The organism is Streptomyces sp. NPDC050264 (assembly GCF_040655895.1).
Classification (GTDB): domain Bacteria; phylum Actinomycetota; class Actinomycetes; order Streptomycetales; family Streptomycetaceae; genus Streptomyces.
This window is the reverse complement of the sequence record NZ_JBFAKV010000019.1, coordinates 109,619-125,492: the sequence shown is the minus strand read 5'-3', so window position 1 is coordinate 125,492 and position 15,874 is coordinate 109,619. Positions and strand designations below refer to the sequence as shown.

Genomic DNA, 15,874 nt, shown 5'->3' with positions numbered 1-15,874 from the left:
ATGCCGATCAGGCTGGGCAAGGTGCGGGACCACGCGGCCGCGCGGGAGGCCGGTCCCCTCGCGTACGAGGCGCTGCGCGCGGCGACGGCCCGGGAAGGGTTCAGGGGCGATGTGTGGAGCCAGGTCGTCGCGGAGCTGGAGAGCCTCGATCCCGCGTTGCGCGCGGACGTCGCGGGGGAGTTGGGCCGGTTGTACGCCGAGTCCGGCTCCGAGCAGCCCGCTCGGATGCCTGTGCTGCGGATGCTGCAGGTCGTGGGCGCGGACCTGCCCGGTGACCCGCTCGCCGCCGAGCGGGCCGCCGAGCTGGACAAGCTCGGCCTGGAGCCGTCCGTCTGGTACGGCAACGGCGTGGAGGTCGTCGCCGAGGGCGAGCTGGCCGCGGGCCGCCCGCTGTCCGCACCTGTCGTGGCGTTCCTGCGCCGGTGCGCCCTGGAGGCGTACCGCCGACCGGAGATGGTGGCCTTGGCCAAGAAGCTGACGGAACCCGTGCTGAACGTGGGGGAGGCGTGGGCCGAGAAGGCCATGGCGCAGGCCGACGGCGCCTGGCGGGCCCTGCTCGCCCACGCCGCGACCGCGACCTCGGCGAAGCCCACGGTCAAGTGGGACAAGGAGGCGCTCACCCTCGTCGGGCCCATCGGCCCCGACGCCGTACGGGCGGCGGTGCTCGACTGGCTCGCGCTCGTCGGCCGCCCTCGTACCTTCGCCTTCGCCACCGTGCGGTACGGGCCCGACCCGAACCTCACCTTCGACCCGTACAACGCCAACGCCCTGCGCGGCCTCAGCTGGATCCTCGCCCTGCTCCCCGCCCACCCGGACACCGCCCGCGCGCTCGGTGCGCTCGTCGAGACCTCGCTCAAGAAGGTGGCGGGCCTCGGACCGGTGAACCCCAAGGTGGCGAACGCCGGGGTCAACGCGCTGGCCCGGATCGACGGCGAGGCCGCCCTCGCCGAGCTCGCCCGGCTCGCCACCCGCGTCACCTACAAGGCCACCCTCAAGCTCCTCGACGCCGCCCTCGACACCCGCGCGAGCGCCCTGGGCCTGACCCGGGAGGAGACCGAGGAACTGGCCGTGCCCGCGTACGGCCTGACCGACGTCGGCCGCGCCGAGATCCGGCTGGGGGACGTGACAGCCCGGCTGGAGGTGCGCGGCACCAAGACCGTCCTCACCTGGGTCGCCGCCACCGGCAAGGCCGTGAAGTCCGTGCCCGCCGCCGTCCGCCGCGACCATCCCGACGAGCTGAAAGAGCTCAAGGCGTCCGTCAAGGACCTCGACAAGATGCTCAGCGCCCAAGTGGAGCGCCTGGACCGGCAGTTCCTCGCCCGCCGCACCTGGTCCTACGCCGCCTGGCGCGAGCGCTGCCTCGACCACCCGCTCGTCGGCACCCTCGCCCGCCGCCTGCTGTGGACGGTCGACGGCACCCCGGTGGGCTTCGCGGACGGCGCGCTGCGCACCCTCGGCGACGATCCGGTCGAGCACGGCACGGAGGTCGCCCTCTGGCACCCCGTCGGCCGCGAGCCCGCCGAGGTGGTCGCCTGGCGGGACTGGCTGGAGCTGCACGCGATCACCCAGCCGTTCAAGCAGGCCCACCGCGAGGTGTACCTGCTCACCGACGCCGAGCGCACGACGGGCACGTACTCGAACCGGTTCGCGGCGCACATCGTCCGCCAGCATCAGTTCCACTCCCTCGCAGCGGTCCGCGGCTGGCGCAACAAGCTGCGGCTCTGCGTCGACGACGAGGCGCCGCCCGCCACCCGTGAACTCCCGCAGTGGGGCCTGCGCGCCGAATACTGGATCGAGGGCGAGGGGGAGGAGTACGGCGTCGACACCACTGAGTCGGGCAGTTACCTGCGGCTCCGCACCGACCAGGTCCGCTTCTACCCGATCGACGCCCCGGAGAACTCGGCACACTGCTGCGGCGGCGAGTACCGGATGTGGCTGCGTGACGGCGCCGACCCGGTCGAGCCGCTCCCGCTGGCGGACATTCCGCCGCTCGTCCTGTCCGAAGTGCTGCGGGACGTCGACCTGTTCGTGGGCGTCGCCAGCGTCGGCAACGACCCGACGTGGCAGGACGGCGGCCCCGGCGGCCGGTTCCGCGAGTACTGGGCGTCGTACGGCTTCGGAGAGTTGAACCAGAGCGCCGAGACCCGCCGCGTCCTGCTCGAACGGCTGGTACCGCGGCTCGCGATCGCCGGGCAGTGCACGATCGAGGGCCGGTTCCTGCACGTCAAGGGCGAACTGCGCACGTACAAGATCCACCTCGGCTCGGGCAACATCCTGATGACACCGAACGACCAGTACCTGTGCATCGTCCCCAAGTCGTCCGCCGGCACCGCCACAGGCACCGGTTACCTGCCCTTCGAGGGCGACCGCACCCTGGCCGTCGTGCTCAGCAAGGCGCTGATGCTCGCCAAGGACACCGAGATCACCGACCCGACGATCGTCAGCCAGATACGCCGCTGAACGGCCGTGGGCCCCGCTCCTCAAGAGGAGCGGGGCCCACGGACCGGGTACGACCGGAAGGTCAGTAGCGACGCGTGATCAGCGCGCGCTTCACTTCCTGGATCGCCTTGGTGACCTCGATGCCACGCGGACAGGCGTCCGTGCAGTTGAAGGTCGTGCGGCAACGCCACACACCGTCACGGTCGTTGAGGATCTCCAGGCGCTGCTCCCCGGCCTCGTCACGCGAGTCGAAGATGAAGCGGTGGGCGTTGACGATGGCGGCAGGACCGAAGTACTGGCCGTCGTTCCAGAACACCGGGCAGGACGACGTGCACGCCGCGCACAGGATGCACTTGGTCGTGTCGTCGAAGCGCTCGCGGTCCTCGGCGGACTGCAGACGCTCACGCGTCGGCTCGTTGCCCGTCGTGACCAGGAACGGCATGACGTCCCGGTACGCCTGGAAGAACGGGTCCATGTCGACCACGAGGTCCTTCAGCACGGTGAGGCCCTTGATGGCCTCGACCGTGATCGGCTTCTCGGGGTTGAGGTCCTTGATGAGCGTCTTGCAGGCAAGGCGGTTCTTGCCGTTGATGCGCATCGCGTCGGACCCGCAGATGCCGTGCGCGCAGGAGCGACGGAACGTCAGCGAACCGTCCTGCTCCCACTTGATCTTGTGGAGGGCGTCGAGGACGCGCTCCTTCGGGTCGATCTCCAGCTGGAAGTCGACCCAGTTCGAGTCCGCCGAGACCTCCGGGTTGAACCGGCGGATCCGGAAGGTGACGGTGATGTACGGGGAGTCGGCGAACCCGGGCTCGGCCGTGCCGGCCGCCTCCGCCTTGTCCATGATCGGGGTTGCCATCAGTACTTACGCTCCATCGGCTGGTAGCGGGTCTGGACGACCGGCTTGTAGTCCAGACGGATGGACTCGGAGCCGTCGTCGCCGACCTCGCGGTACGCCATGGTGTGGCGCATGAAGTTGACGTCGTCGCGGTTCGGGAAGTCCTCGCGGTAGTGGCCGCCGCGGGACTCCTTGCGGGCCAGCGCGGAGGTCGCCATGACCTCGGCCAGGTCGAGCAGGTTGCCCAGCTCGATGGCCTCCAGGAGGTCGGTGTTGAACCGCTTGCCCTTGTCCTGGATCGAGACGTTGAGGTAACGCTCGCGCAGCTCGGCGATCTTCTCGACGGCCGTCTTGATCGTCTGCTCGGTGCGGAACACCATCACGTTGGCGTCCATGCACTCCTGCAGCTCGTTGCGCAGGACCGCGACGCGCTCGGTGCCCGTCGCGTTGCGCAGGCGCTCGACCTGCGCGACGACCAGCGACGCCGGGTCCTCCGGAAGCTCCAGGTACTGGGCCGTGTGGGAGTACTCGGCGGCGGCGATGCCCGCGCGCTTGCCGAAGACGTTGATGTCCAGCAGCGAGTTGGTGCCCAGGCGGTTGGCGCCGTGCACCGAGACGCAGGCCACCTCGCCGGCGGCGTACAGGCCCGGGACGACGGTGGTGTTGTCCGCGAGGACCTCACCCTCGACGTTGGTCGGGATGCCGCCCATGGCGTAGTGCGCGGTCGGCTGGATCGGGATCGGGTCCGTGTAGGGCTCGATGCCGAGGTACGTCCGCGCGAACTCGGTGATGTCCGGGAGCTTGGCGTCGAGCTGCTCCGGCGGCAGGTGCGTCAGGTCGAGGTAGACGTGGTCGCCCTCGGGGCCGCAGCCGCGGCCTTCGCGGATCTCCGTGTAGATGGAGCGCGAGACGACGTCACGGGACGCGAGGTCCTTCATGACCGGCGCGTACTTCTCCATGAAGCGCTCGCCGTCCTTGTTGCGGAGGATGCCGCCCTCACCACGGGCGCCTTCCGTAAGGAGGATGCCCATGCGCCAGATGCCGGTCGGGTGGAACTGGAAGAACTCCATGTCCTCCAGCGGCAGTCCGCGCCGGTAGCAGGCGGCCTGGCCGTCGCCGGTCAGGGTGTGCGCGTTCGACGTCACCTTGAAGAACTTGCCGGTGCCGCCCGAGGCGTAGATGACCGCCTTGGCCTGGAAGACGTGGATCTCACCGGTCGCGAGCTCGTAGGCCACGACGCCGGCTGACTTCTTGACGCCGTCTTCCTCGACGATCAGCTGGTCCAGGACGTAGAACTCGTTGAAGAACTCCACGCCCTCCTTCACGCAGTTCTGGTACAGCGTCTGAAGGATCATGTGGCCCGTGCGGTCGGCCGCGTAGCAGGAGCGGCGCACCGGCGCCTCACCGTGGTTACGGCTGTGACCGCCGAAGCGGCGCTGGTCGATGGTGCCGTCCGGCGTGCGGTTGAACGGCAGGCCCATCTTCTCCAGGTCGAGGACCGAGTCGATGGCCTCCTTCGCCAGGATCTCGGCGGCGTCCTGGTCGACCAGGTAGTCGCCGCCCTTGATCGTGTCGAAGGTGTGCCACTCCCAGTTGTCCTCTTCCACGTTGGCCAGCGCGGCGGCCATGCCGCCCTGCGCGGCGCCCGTGTGGGAGCGGGTGGGGTAGAGCTTGGTCAGCACGGCGGTGCGGCTGCGCTTGGTCGACTCGATGGCCGCGCGCATGCCCGCGCCACCGGCGCCGACGATGACGGTGTCGTACTTGTGAATCTTCACGGGTTCGCTCGCCTCGGCTTTAACGGATGTTCGGGTCGAAGGTGAAGATCACCAGCGTGCCCAGCAGGACGGTGAAGACCGTCGCGGCGTACAGCAGGCCCTTCAACCACAGGCGGGTGTTGGGGCGCTCTGCGTAGTCGTTGATGACCGTGCGCAGGCCGTTGGCGCCGTGCAGCATCGCGAGCCACAGCATCAGCAGGTCCCAGCCCTGCCAGAACGGGGACGCCCAGCGGCCCGCGACGAACGCGAAGCCGATCTTGGAGACGCCGCCGTCGAGGACGAGCTGGATCAGCAGGTGGCCGAGGACGAGAACGACCAGGACGACGCCGGACAGACGCATGAAGAGCCACGCGACCATCTCGAAGTTGCCGCGGCTGCCCTTGCCGGTCTTCGAGGTGCGCTTGCGCGGCGCCTCGATGGTCGGGGCCGGGTTGTCGGCGCTGTAGACGGCGTCGATCGAAACGCCCTCGACGGGGCCGACGCCGGACGGAGCGGGGGTGGTGTCAGCAGACATGTCTGGCCTCAGCTCCCGAAGAGTTCACGGACGGCGTGGCCGAGGACGGGGTACAGAGCCCCGACCATCAGGACGACCCAGATGCCCACGACGGTCCAGAGCATCTGCTTCTGGTAGCGCGGGCCCTTCGACCAGAAGTCGACGGCGATGACACGCAGCCCGTTGAGCGCGTGGAAGAGGATGGCAGCGACGAGGCCGTACTCAAGGAGCGCGACGATCGGCGTCTTGTAAGTGGAAACGACGTCGTCGTACGACTCCGGGGAGACGCGGACGAGAGCGGTGTCCAGCACGTGTACGAACAGGAAGAAGAAAATGAGGACACCGGTGACTCGATGAGCCACCCACGACCACATGCCTTCCCGGCCGCGGTACAGCGTTCCAGCCGGCACGGAAGAACCCTCCGGGAGCGGGGACTAGGGGCCGGCCGGCTTCGGTGTCGGACGGGCCCGGCCGGGTACGGTCCACCGGCCGCTCGTCATCGTATCGACGAGTTGTCGGCTCTTTCGCGCGGGGGCCACTGGTGTGATCAAACAGGCAATCAAACAGGCACGTACGGGCTATAGCCGAAGCTGTCCCGGCGGGCCGTGTCCGGGGTCACCGGGCGGCCGACCGGGAGATTGCGGACAAGTCGGGTGATGCGGCCCCGGGCGAGTCGGCGCAGCTCCTCCGCGGCGAGCACCCGCTCCTCCTCCTGGTCGTTGCCCAGGCGGTCGCGGAGCCCGGTGAGCAGGTGGTCGAGGGCCTCGCCGGGGGCGATGTCGTCCAGGCAGATCACGAAGGCGTGCCCGAAGCGGCTCTCGTACACGCTGTGGGCCGCGGCGAGCGCGGTGTAGGCGGCCGAGTAGGCGGCGGCAGCCGGGAGCCGGGGCCGCTCTTCGCAGGCCAGGGCCCGTGCGGTGTCGTCGAGGGTGAGGTCGTACGCCGCCTCGTCGGCCGCGGCGAGCAGCGAGTCGAGATCCGGGTAGGGGCGGTGCGCGGCGAGCCGGTGGGCCCAGGCGCGGCTGCCGCAGCAGGTGCGCAAAGCGTCCTCGGCGGCGTCCTGCGGCAGCGCGTTGAAGTGGGTGAGTCCCCCCGGCTCTCCGGCCTGGCCCGGTATGGGCAGACGGCCGGGATCGTGAGGGGCGCGGTGCGCGGCCAGCGGATGCCTCCGGCGGGACGGGTGGGGGACGTGCGGTGTTTGTGCCGTAACGGTAGCGATGGCTGATTGCGAGTGTCATACGGATGCGCGAATTTCACTCGGACGGGAGAGTTTGGGGGCGCGCGGTGGACTTCGACGCCTTTGCGGCGTCGCGGCCCGTGCACTGTTCGCGGATGCCGACTCGTCGCGGCCGGTCGCGCGGTTCCCCGTGCCCCCGAGGGGCGCCGGTTACGGTCGGCGAAGACATGATCGTGAGCGGAGGCGCACGTGGAACGAGAGCGGAAGGCCTTGCTGGTCGCGGGCGGGGTCGTCGTGGCCGGGGCCGTGGTGGTGACGGCGGTGGTGTGGCCGGACGGCGGCGACGCCTCCTCGGGGCAGGCCCCCTCCGACGGGAAGACCGGCGTGTCGTCGGCATCGGCGGCGCCGTCGCCCAGCCGCTCGTACCCGCTGTCGAAGCACCCGCGCACGATCCCCTCAGTACGTGATTTCACTCCGGCGCACGGCCCCGGCTGGAAGCCGGACGGCGGCCGGGTCGTCGTGCGGGACAAGGGCCTCGCCGACGAGGGGCGGCTGATCGCCGGCGAGTTGGGGCTCACGTACGGCGGCGAGGACGCCGAGGCCGGCCCCGGGGACGTCGAGCTGGCGCTCGGCGGGGCGCGCCGCGCGAACCAGGAGTCGTACCGGATGACCGTGCGGGACGGGCGCGTGCGCATCGTCGGGCCGAGCGGGACCGGCGTGTTCTACGGCACGCGCACCCTCAAGCAGGAGGCGCACGGCGGGGCCACCGTGCCCGAGGGGGTCGTCGCCGACGAACCCGCCAAGCCGCAGCGCGGGTTCATGATCGATATCGCGCGCAAGCACTTCACGGCCGACTGGATCAAGGACCGGATCAGGGAGATCGGGGACCTGAAGTTCAATCAGCTGGGGCTGCACTTCTCCGACGACCAGGCGTTCCGCATCGCGTCCGACTCGCATCCGGAGATCGTCTCCGCCGAGCATCTGAGCAAGAAGCAGGTGCGGGAGATCCTGGCGCTGGCCGCCGAGCGGCATGTGGCGGTCGTGCCGGAGATCGACTCGCCGGGGCATCTGGGCACCGTCATCAAGGCCCACCCCGACCTGCAGCTGCGCGATGTGAACGGCGCGGCGCAGCGCGGTGCCGTCGACATCTCCAAGCCGGGCGCCGCGAAGATCGTGGACGATCTGCTGAAGGAGTACGCGGGTCTCTTCAAGGGCGCGTACTGGCATCTGGGCGCCGACGAGTACCGGGCGCTGACGGTCAAGAACCCGGAGGCCTCGTACCCGCAGCTCGCCGCCGCCGCGCGGAAGAAGTACGGGGCGGACGCGCGGGTGCAGGACCTCGCGCAGGGCTGGCTCAACGACCGGGCGAAGACCATGGCCCCCTTCGACCGGAAGCTGAAGGCCTGGAACGACGGCTTCTATCCGGGCGGTGTCGTGGACGCCGACGAGGACCTCGAGGTCGCGTACTGGACCGGCAAGGAGATCGGGGCGCGCGAGCCGGTCTCGTACTTGAGCGACGGGCGGAAACTGACCAACTACAACGACGAGTTCCTGTACTACGTCCTCGGCCAGCCCAACACCTTCACGTACCCGACGGGGCAGCGCATCTACGAGAGCTGGACGCCGCGCGTCGTGCGCGGCACGACGGCCGTCCCCGCGAAGTACGACGACCAGATCCTCGGCGGCACCTTCGCCGTGTGGTGCGACCTCGCGCAGTCGCAGACCGCGGCTCAGGTCGCGCAGGGCGTGCGGATGCCGCTGCGGGCGACCGTGCAGAAGCTGTGGGACCCCGACAAGCCGGAGCAGACGTGGTCCCAGTTCGCCGAGCTGGCGGACCGGCTGTCCGGCTGACCTGCGAAGACGTGTGGACAGCGGGGGCCTGCGGGCCGTATGTTCCGCTGGCCGCGCGGCCGGGGGGCCGCAACACTCGCGGTGGTTCCCTGGGGAGGGTGCGCGGCCGTGCTGTGCAAAAGATGCGGGAAGAACAACGCGCTGGTCGAGGACGGGCTGTGCGCGCGCTGCGCGGACGAGGCGTTCGGGACGCTGACGGCGGCGCCGGGCAGCACGGAGCAGGCCGGGGTCGCGGAGCCGCCGTTGCCGCCACGGGTGCCTTCCGCGCCGTACGACCCGATGGCCCGGTGGGCGTTGCTGAAGTCGCCGAACCGGCATGCCGCGGTCGCCGTCGCGCTGCTCGGCCTCGTCATCGCGATCGATCTGGGCGCCATCGCGGCCGGGTTCGCCGAGTACCGGTTCGCGGCCGGCCTGGCGGACGGCGACTGGTCCGGGTACGACCCGGGGAAGGCGGAGCGCCTCGACGACCTGTACGCCCTCGCGGGCCAGGCCCAGGTGATCGCGCTGGTGGTCACCGCGATCGGTTTCATCGCCTGGTTCCTGCGCGTGCGCGACAACGCCGAGGTCTTCGAGCCGTCCGGGCAGAGCAAGGCGCGCTCGTGGGTGGTCCTCGGTTTCCTCGTGCCGGTCGTCTCCCTCTGGTTCCCGCGCCGGATCGCGCTCGACACCTGGCACTCGAGCGCCGACGGCCTGGAGCTGTCCCGCAAGCAGGGGTGGTCGGGAGTGATCGACCTGTGGTGGTTCCTCTGGCTGACGAACCAGCTCGTGGGGCGGTTCGTCAGCCGCCTCCACGACGACCCCGGGACCCTTGGCGAGGTCAAGTCGGCGATGACGGGGGCGATCGCCGGTGACGCGCTCGACATCGTCAGCGCCGTCGCCGCGATCATCTTCGTCCGCTCCCTGACCCGTCTGCAGAACCGGAAGGTGTCGGTCGGCCTCCGGCCGGCCGCGGTCACCGCGTAGTTCGCGTTTCTGGTGGCGAAAGCGCGTACTGCTGTGGTGTATTCGGCCCGAGCCGCGAAGAACACCGGGACGGGGGCACGGACATGGGCTACTGGGGCTATTACGTGGTGGCCAGAAGCGAGCGCCCGCTGAAGGAGCTGGAGACCTTGAGCGGTGTGCGCGACGAGCTGACGCTGCTGGAGGAGCGGGCCGGACAGTGGCAGGTGTGGGAGTGCCCCGGCGGCGGCGACGAGCCGCCGCGGGACGTGGGCAGCATGAACTCCCTCGCCGCGGAGACCGGTTCGCCGGCCCTGTTCGCGTACGTCATGGACAGCCGCTGCGCCGTCGTCGAGGCGGCGGCGCCGCGCAGCGGGGCGTGGACGACGTGCCTGGGGCGCACCGCGATGACCGCGTTCATCGGCGGGGACGAGCGCTCGCTGGAGGACTACTTCCTGGCGGCGTCGGACGCCGCGGACCGGGCGGTCGAGTGGGCCGCGGAGGGAGGGCGGACGGTGGTGCCGCAGCCGCTCACCGATGTGCTGCGGGCGGCGGCGGAGCCGTCGGCCGAGGAGCTGTTCTTCCGGTTCCTGGACCGCCTCGGTGTGGTGACGCGGTGAAGGAGATGTGACGTTTGTGGGTGTCGTGGCGCAGTAAGCCACGTAGCCTCACGGGGAAGTGGCGGCTCGGGGTGGGGGAGGCGTACGTCCATGAATCTGGTGGAATCGATCGCGCGGGCCGACGAGCGGACGCTCGCCGCGAGCGCCCTCGGCTGTCTCGACCGGTGTGTGCCGCTGCTCGGCGCCGACCCGGCCCACGACGAGGCGCTGCGCCCGCTGTGGACGTGCCTCGCCGAGGACGGCGTGGGCTGGGACGAGCGGATCACGGAGGCGCGGGACGCGCTGTGCGACGGCGTCGCGGTGGGAGAGGCCGCGCAGTGGGCGCGCCGGATGCTGGAGACGGCGCCGGACAAGTGGGTCTCCGACGCTTGGCGCGAGTGGGCCGACCTGTGCTCGGTGGCCGCGCTGCAGGCGCACCGGCTGCTGCCCGGGGCCGGGGCCGGGGACCGGACGGCCGGTGTGGCGGCCCTGCGGGAGGGGGACACGGTGCGGATGTCCCCGCTGATCGCGGCCGAACTGCAGCGCCAGACACGGACTCTGCACGCGCTCGGCGGTGGCGGGGGCGGTCTGCGCGAGGCCCTCGACGTGTCGACGGAAGGCCGCCGGGTGCTGCGGGCCGTGATGTCGCGGCGGGCCCGCAGCGGGACGTGACGATGCGGCTGCCCTGAGGGGGCTACCGCTTCACGCGGGGCGGCCGAGCCAGCGGGCCAGCGACTCCTTGAGGCCGTCGTCCGGTCCGCCGGCGTCCGCTGCCCAGGCCACGTAGCCGTCGGGGCGGACGAACAGGGCCGCCCGTTTCGGGTGCGTCGCGTTCGTCGTCGTACGGGCGAGCAGGCGGTCGGCGCCGTATCCCGCCGCGCACTCCCTGACGTCCCGGGAGTCGGTCAGGTCGAGGAGCAGGGCGCGGCCGGCGAGTTCGAGGTCCGGGGCGCTGCGGCCGGCCAGCGGGTGATCGACCGCGCCGGGCAGGTCGTAGCGCTGCCCGACGCCCGAGATCCTCTTCACGAAGTGCGTCGTGCCGGCGACGGTGCGCGTCAGGTCCGTGACGACCGTGCGCGGCGCGCGGGCCTGGCTGTCGGGCCGCATGACGGCGATCTGCGCGCGGGTCCATTCAAGGACCCAGGCGCCGATCGGGTGGCGCTCGGCGGTGTAGGTGTCGAGGAGTCCGGCGGGCGCCGTGCCGCGGACGGTCGCCGCCGGCTTCCGGCCGAGGTTCATGGCGTCGCCCAGGCCGAGGTCGAGGCCCTGCCCGCCGAACGGTGAGTGGACGTGCGCCGCGTCGCCCGCGAGCAGCACGCGGCCCTTGCGGTAGGCGGTGGCCTGGCGGGCGTTGTCGGTGAAGCGGGTCGCGGAGCGGACGGACGTGACGGTGGTGACGTCGGCGCCGCTGACCTTGCGGATGCCGGCCGTCAGCTCCTCTGCCGTGACCGGGGCCCGGCGGTCGTCGGGCGGGCCCTCGAACTCGACCGTGAGGATGCGGCCGGGTATCGGGCCGTGCGCGTAGACACCGGCGGGCCCGCGCTGCGGGCGCGGGCGAGGGAGGCCCTGGAGGAGATCGAGGACGCGCTGGTGCCGCTGTTCGAGCGGGCCGGGACCACGAGCCCGCAGCTGGCCGCGGCGCTCACGGTCGCCGGATGGCGGACGCTGTACGCGCGGGCCGCGGGACGGCAGCTGGCCGGGGAGGCGGCCGAGGACGTCGTCGCGGGCCACCGGGTGATGATCGGCGAGGTGTTCGACGCAGTGGAAAGGGCCGTGGGGGACTGAACGGCCCCCACGGCCCTCCTGTACGCAACTAAGGTGCTACGGAGCCAGGTTGGTGCCCAGGCGGGCGCCCGCCTTGGTGCCCAGCGTGGTGTTGTTGAAGGTCTTGGTCGAGGTCAGACCAGGACCGGAGCTGTTGCTCGGCACGTACATCAGGGTGCCGTTGCCCGCGTCCTCGCCCGCCGTGCCGATGACCAGGTCGGCGCGGCCGAAGCCGGAGAAGTCGCCGAGGGCGACCGCCGTGCCGAGGTTGTCGTCGGTCTCGGTGGAGCCGGGGATGCCCTCGGTGTCCTGCGAGATGGCGATCGCGCCGGTGCCGGTCAGCCCGGTCGACGTGCCCTTCAGGAGGAGCGACGTGCCCGCGTTGGAACGGTTCGAGGTACGGGTGATGTCCTCGTTCGGAGCGCCGGTCAGGACGTCCGCGTAACCGTCGAGGTTGTAGTCGCCGACCGCGACCGACCAGCCCATCGCGTCGCCGGACTCGGCGGCGCCCGGCACCCCGGACGTGGACTGGCTGACGGACTTGGCGCCCGTCGCGGTCAGACCGGTGCCGGCCACGCCCTTGACGAAGGTGACCTGGCCGCCGGCGGTCGCGCCGGACTCGGCGGTGTAGGGCTGGCCGATGGCGATGTCGTCGACGCCGTCACCGTTGATGTCGCCGGCGCCGATGGAGCGGCCGCCCTTGACGGTCAGCGTCGCCGCCTTGCGCAGGCCGCCCGCGCCGCCCTTGTACCAGGTGACGCGGCCGATGCCGGTGGAGTCGCGGTAGTTGAGGGCGACGTCCGCGTAGCCGTCCTGGTTGAAGTCGCCGGACGCCGCGTCCGCGTAGGCCAGGTTCTTCTCGGTGCTCGTGACGGTCGAGTCGCTGTCCCAGCCGTCGCCGTAACGGGCCATCCAGGTGCCGCCGAGGCCGGTGGAGGCGGCGAACACGTCGGCCGTGCCGTCCGCGTTGAAGTCGCCGACGGCCACGGCCGAGCCGAACCGGGCACCGGCCAGGTCGTAGCTCGCGTCCATGTTGATGCCGAAGCCGGTGGTGAAGCCCGGCCCGTACAGGACGGTGGCCGCGCCGCGGTCCGCGTGGCCCGAGCCGTCGTCCTCGCCGGGCTGGCCGACCACGAGGTCGGTGTAGCCGTCGCCGTTGACGTCACCGGTCGCGGTGGAGGCACCGAACTCGTCGCCGGTCTCGGCCGCACCGGGCACCTCCCCGGCCTGCGAGATGACCTTCTTGCCGGTGGCGGTCGGACCGGCCGAGGCGCCCGGGACGACGACGACCTGGCCGCCGCTCGCGCCCTTGGGCACGCCGGTCACGATGTCCGCGGTGGCGTCGCCGACGAGGTTCTGGGAGGCCAGGGCGTGCGAGATGCCCGGCGTCGCGGCGAGGGTGCGGACGCGGGACAGCTTCGGGTACAGGTTCGCGCCGGGGCACAACGTGGCGTTGGTGTCCTTGTGGCCGAAGACGCGGGGCAGGGTGATCGTCTTGCCCAGGGCGACCTTGTTGCCGTCGACGTTCAGGTCACCGTTGGACGTCAGCGTGACGTTGCCGGTCGGCGCGATGCCGTACTGGCCGAACTTCCAGGCCACGACGCGGGCGATCGCGTCGAGCGCGGCCTTGGTGGGCTTCGCCGTCTCGAAGTTGCCGATGTAGGAGATGCCGACGGTGTCCGTGTTGAAGCCGTAGTCGTGGGCGCCGTGCACCGGCAGGTCCATGCCGCCGGTACGGCCCTCGAATATCTGGCCGCAGCGGTCGACGACGAAGTTGTAGCCGAGGTCGTAATAGCCCTTGGACACGTGGTCCTGCTGGATCTGGCGCAGGCGCTCGGCCGACTGGGAGCAGGGGAACTGGTTGTCCGCGTCGACACCGGTGTGGTGGACGACGGCGGCCTTGATCTCCGTGTCGTACGAGGGAGTTCCGTCGTGCGCGAGGCCCGGGCCCCACACCGACTGCGGGATGATCGCCGGCTTGACGACCGTCGACGGAGGGGCGGTCGGGACCGTCTCGCTCGGGGTCGGCGTCGGCGTCGCTGCGGGGGTGGGGGTGCCGGTGGCCGCGGGCGTGGTGCCCGTCGCCGTCGGGGTGCCCGCCGGGGTGGCGGTGTCCTCGCTGTACGCGGCCGGCCGGGCGAGGTCCGCCGCGGTGGGCCCGGTGCCGGGGTCGATCAGCTTGACGTCCATGCCGGCGGGCAGGTCCGAGGCGCTGCCGTCCTTGGCGACCACCCGGACCTCGACGCCGTCCGCGACGTCCTCGACCGGCACCGACGCGGTGCCCCCGCGGATCGCGGAGCGCTCGCGCTCGGCGCCGTCGGCGTCGTTCGTCTCCTTGGGCAGGGTCGTCCAGCCGCCCCAGGCGCCGCTGTCGGCGTCGCGCGCGCGGAACTGCGCCGTGCCGTCGATCTCGGCTGCGGGGTCCTTCCACGTCACCGACACGGCACTGAAGGTCCCGGTCGACTTCTGCGGCACGACCTTGCGGTCGCCCTTCGTCTGCATCTTCACCGTGTGGACCGCCGCGGCCCGGTGCTCGGCGGTCTTGGCCGGGACGACCGTGTCGGCGGCCATGGCGTACGTCGCCGCCCCGGCACCGCCGAGCACGACCGCGCCGACTGTGATCCATGCTCTGCGCTTCAGACTCAGCGGCTTGTACGCGTGCGAATTGCTCGCGTTCTGTTGGTTACCGCGCGAATGTCGCGGGCTCAAATCCCCCACCCCTTGCAGAAGTTCACAAAAGCCCCGCGCTCCGCGGGTAGATGTCCAGATACGTAGACGTCCTCTACAGCGCAAGACCAATGAGGACGGTCGCACGTTGCACAGCTGTGTCGCGAGTCACACGAGCAGGGCGCGGAGTGGCTGCCGGGGCGACTGTGACGTTTCTGTGGGTGGGGGCGCAGTTCATCGTGGGAGCTCGTGGGCGTCCTCGAAGTCGCGCGCAGAGGGCGACGAGGGCGAAGAGGGAAGCGGTAGGAAGCGGTTGGGCCAAGGAGAGCACCCCCGGCGTGCGCGCGAGCAGGCGCGGGACGGGGAGCTGAGCGCGGCCGTGGCACGGGCCCAGGCCGGCGACGAGGTGGCCTTCGCCGTGGCCTACCGGATGGTGCAGCCGGGGCTGCTCGGCTATCTGCGCGGGCTCGTCGGGGACGAGGCGGAGGACGTCGCCGCCGAGGCCTGGCTGGAGATAGCCCGGGATCTGGGCCGCTTCCGGGGAGACGGGGCCGGGTTCCGCGGCTGGACCGCGGCGATCGCCCGGCATCGCGCGCTCGATCTGCTGCGCCGTCAAAAAGCCCGCCCACGGCCCTCCGCGCTGGAGCGGGACGTGCTCGACCTGCCCGCGGCACAGAACACCGCCGAGCAGGCCTTCGAGACCCTCTCCACCGAACGCGCCCTCGCCCTCCTCGCCGCCCTCCCGCGCGACCAGCGCGAGGCGGTGCTGCTGCGGGTCGTCGTCGGCCTCGACGGACCCGCCGCCGCACGCATCCTCGGCAAGCGGCCCGGTGCGGTGCGTACGGCGGCGTACCGGGGGCTGAAGCGGCTCGCGCGACAGCTCGGCGTCGAACGACCGGGCGATGCGCGTAGTGCAGGCGATGCGGGTGGCGTAGGCGGCGCGGGCGACGGCGTTACGGATGACGGGCCGCGCACGCTGGGGGAGTCGCCATGACGGACGGTCCGGGGTCCGTTTCCCTCGGCGAGTTGCTCGCCGCCGCTGTCCGTCCCGGCGCGCGGGACGAAGACGGGGGCGGGGGTGAGGGCGGGGAGCTGCGGGCGCTGGCCGCGTTCCGTGCCGCGCGGGACGCGGGGACGCCGGCCGTGCCGCCTCGCCGCTCCGACGACTGGCGTCCCAGTGAGCGACGGGCGCGCCGATCCGTGCGGCCGGCGGCCGAAGCGCGATAACTGCCCACCCAGGGGCGGGATTTCAGCCATGAAACAGGGCCGGACATACGGGACGGCCGAGGTCGCCACCCCCCACAGGAGAGACCCCGGCCGCCGCGCGGTACG

At 71.5% G+C, this 15,874-nt stretch carries 13 protein-coding genes and 1 pseudogene; 7 read left to right on the top strand and 7 right to left on the bottom strand.

The genetic code is table 11. The features are described 5' to 3' along the window. A complete protein-coding gene (locus AB0J02_RS29690) occupies positions 1 to 2,460 on the top strand; it encodes a DUF4132 domain-containing protein (RefSeq protein WP_363196870.1) in 2,460 nt (819 codons plus the stop codon). Positions 2,461 to 2,521: 61 nt separating this feature from the next. Here AB0J02_RS29690 and AB0J02_RS29685 read toward each other — a convergent pair whose 3' ends face one another. From AB0J02_RS29685 to AB0J02_RS29665, 5 genes are all read right to left on the bottom strand, one after another. Next, entirely contained in the window at positions 2,522 to 3,298 is a 777-nt protein-coding gene (locus AB0J02_RS29685; protein ID WP_363196869.1) for a succinate dehydrogenase iron-sulfur subunit, read from the bottom strand. Next, entirely contained in the window at positions 3,298 to 5,052 is a 1,755-nt protein-coding gene (sdhA, locus tag AB0J02_RS29680; RefSeq protein WP_363196868.1) for a succinate dehydrogenase flavoprotein subunit, read from the bottom strand. Before sdhA ends, AB0J02_RS29685 begins: the two co-directional genes overlap by 1 nt. 19 nt (positions 5,053 to 5,071) lie before the next feature. Further along, positions 5,072 to 5,566: a succinate dehydrogenase hydrophobic membrane anchor subunit gene (locus tag AB0J02_RS29675; RefSeq protein ID WP_363196867.1), complete on the bottom strand. Its 495-nt coding sequence runs from the start codon at positions 5,564 to 5,566 to the stop codon at positions 5,072 to 5,074. An 8-nt stretch (positions 5,567 to 5,574) separates the two neighbouring features. Next, the gene (gene sdhC / locus AB0J02_RS29670; RefSeq protein ID WP_100594758.1) at positions 5,575 to 5,955 is read right to left on the bottom strand and encodes a succinate dehydrogenase, cytochrome b556 subunit; all 381 of its coding nucleotides are present in this window, start codon (positions 5,953 to 5,955) and stop codon (positions 5,575 to 5,577) included. A 149-nt stretch (positions 5,956 to 6,104) separates the two neighbouring features. Then, positions 6,105 to 6,662 carry a 2-oxo-4-hydroxy-4-carboxy-5-ureidoimidazoline decarboxylase gene (locus tag AB0J02_RS29665; protein WP_363196927.1) on the bottom strand — a complete coding sequence of 186 codons (558 nt, stop codon included), beginning with the start codon at positions 6,660 to 6,662 and terminating at the stop codon, positions 6,105 to 6,107. Positions 6,663 to 6,971: 309 nt separating this feature from the next. On the opposite strand from AB0J02_RS29665, the gene AB0J02_RS29660 reads away from it, so the two are divergent. From AB0J02_RS29660 to AB0J02_RS29645, 4 genes are all read left to right on the top strand, one after another. Further along, positions 6,972 to 8,573, top strand: a complete 1,602-nt coding sequence (locus AB0J02_RS29660) for a glycoside hydrolase family 20 protein (RefSeq protein ID WP_363196866.1) — start codon at positions 6,972 to 6,974, stop codon at positions 8,571 to 8,573. A 108-nt stretch (positions 8,574 to 8,681) separates the two neighbouring features. Further along, complete coding sequence (locus tag AB0J02_RS29655; RefSeq protein WP_363196865.1) at positions 8,682 to 9,536, top strand: DUF4328 domain-containing protein; 855 nt, start codon at positions 8,682 to 8,684, stop codon at positions 9,534 to 9,536. A gap of 83 nt (positions 9,537 to 9,619) precedes the next feature. After that, the gene (locus AB0J02_RS29650; RefSeq protein ID WP_363196864.1) at positions 9,620 to 10,132 is read left to right on the top strand and encodes a hypothetical protein; all 513 of its coding nucleotides are present in this window, start codon (positions 9,620 to 9,622) and stop codon (positions 10,130 to 10,132) included. A gap of 90 nt (positions 10,133 to 10,222) precedes the next feature. Beyond that, a complete protein-coding gene (locus AB0J02_RS29645) occupies positions 10,223 to 10,783 on the top strand; it encodes a hypothetical protein (RefSeq protein ID WP_363196863.1) in 561 nt (186 codons plus the stop codon). Positions 10,784 to 10,813: 30 nt separating this feature from the next. Here the strand turns inward: AB0J02_RS29645 and AB0J02_RS29640 are convergent. Together AB0J02_RS29640 and AB0J02_RS29635 are read right to left on the bottom strand one after the other, a co-directional pair. Beyond that, positions 10,814 to 11,641, bottom strand: a pseudogene (locus AB0J02_RS29640) (FAD-dependent monooxygenase); the annotation flags it as partial. A gap of 291 nt (positions 11,642 to 11,932) precedes the next feature. Continuing rightward, positions 11,933 to 14,584: an N-acetylmuramoyl-L-alanine amidase gene (locus tag AB0J02_RS29635; protein ID WP_363196862.1), complete on the bottom strand. Its 2,652-nt coding sequence runs from the start codon at positions 14,582 to 14,584 to the stop codon at positions 11,933 to 11,935. 271 nt (positions 14,585 to 14,855) lie between these two features. Between AB0J02_RS29635 and AB0J02_RS29630 the strand changes: the two genes are divergently transcribed. Continuing rightward, positions 14,856 to 15,536, top strand: a complete 681-nt coding sequence (locus AB0J02_RS29630) for an RNA polymerase sigma factor (RefSeq protein ID WP_363196861.1) — start codon at positions 14,856 to 14,858, stop codon at positions 15,534 to 15,536. After that, on the top strand, positions 15,533 to 15,769 hold the full coding sequence (locus tag AB0J02_RS29625; RefSeq protein WP_363196860.1) for a hypothetical protein: 237 nt from the start codon (positions 15,533 to 15,535) through the stop codon (positions 15,767 to 15,769). Before AB0J02_RS29630 ends, AB0J02_RS29625 begins: the two co-directional genes overlap by 4 nt. Positions 15,770 to 15,874 lie beyond the last annotated feature (105 nt).

What these genes read in the sequence shown, in the direction of transcription:
- AB0J02_RS29690 (WP_363196870.1), top strand. Translation starts at nt 1, where the DNA reads ATGCCGATCAGGCTGGGCAAGGTGCGGGACCACGCGGCCGCGCGGGAG.
- AB0J02_RS29685 (WP_363196869.1), bottom strand. Translation starts at nt 3,298, where the DNA reads ATGGCAACCCCGATCATGGACAAGGCGGAGGCGGCCGGCACGGCCGAG.
- AB0J02_RS29675 (WP_363196867.1), bottom strand. Translation starts at nt 5,566, where the DNA reads ATGTCTGCTGACACCACCCCCGCTCCGTCCGGCGTCGGCCCCGTCGAG.
- AB0J02_RS29650 (WP_363196864.1), top strand. Translation starts at nt 9,620, where the DNA reads ATGGGCTACTGGGGCTATTACGTGGTGGCCAGAAGCGAGCGCCCGCTG.
- AB0J02_RS29645 (WP_363196863.1), top strand. Translation starts at nt 10,223, where the DNA reads ATGAATCTGGTGGAATCGATCGCGCGGGCCGACGAGCGGACGCTCGCC.
- AB0J02_RS29625 (WP_363196860.1), top strand. Translation starts at nt 15,533, where the DNA reads ATGACGGACGGTCCGGGGTCCGTTTCCCTCGGCGAGTTGCTCGCCGCC.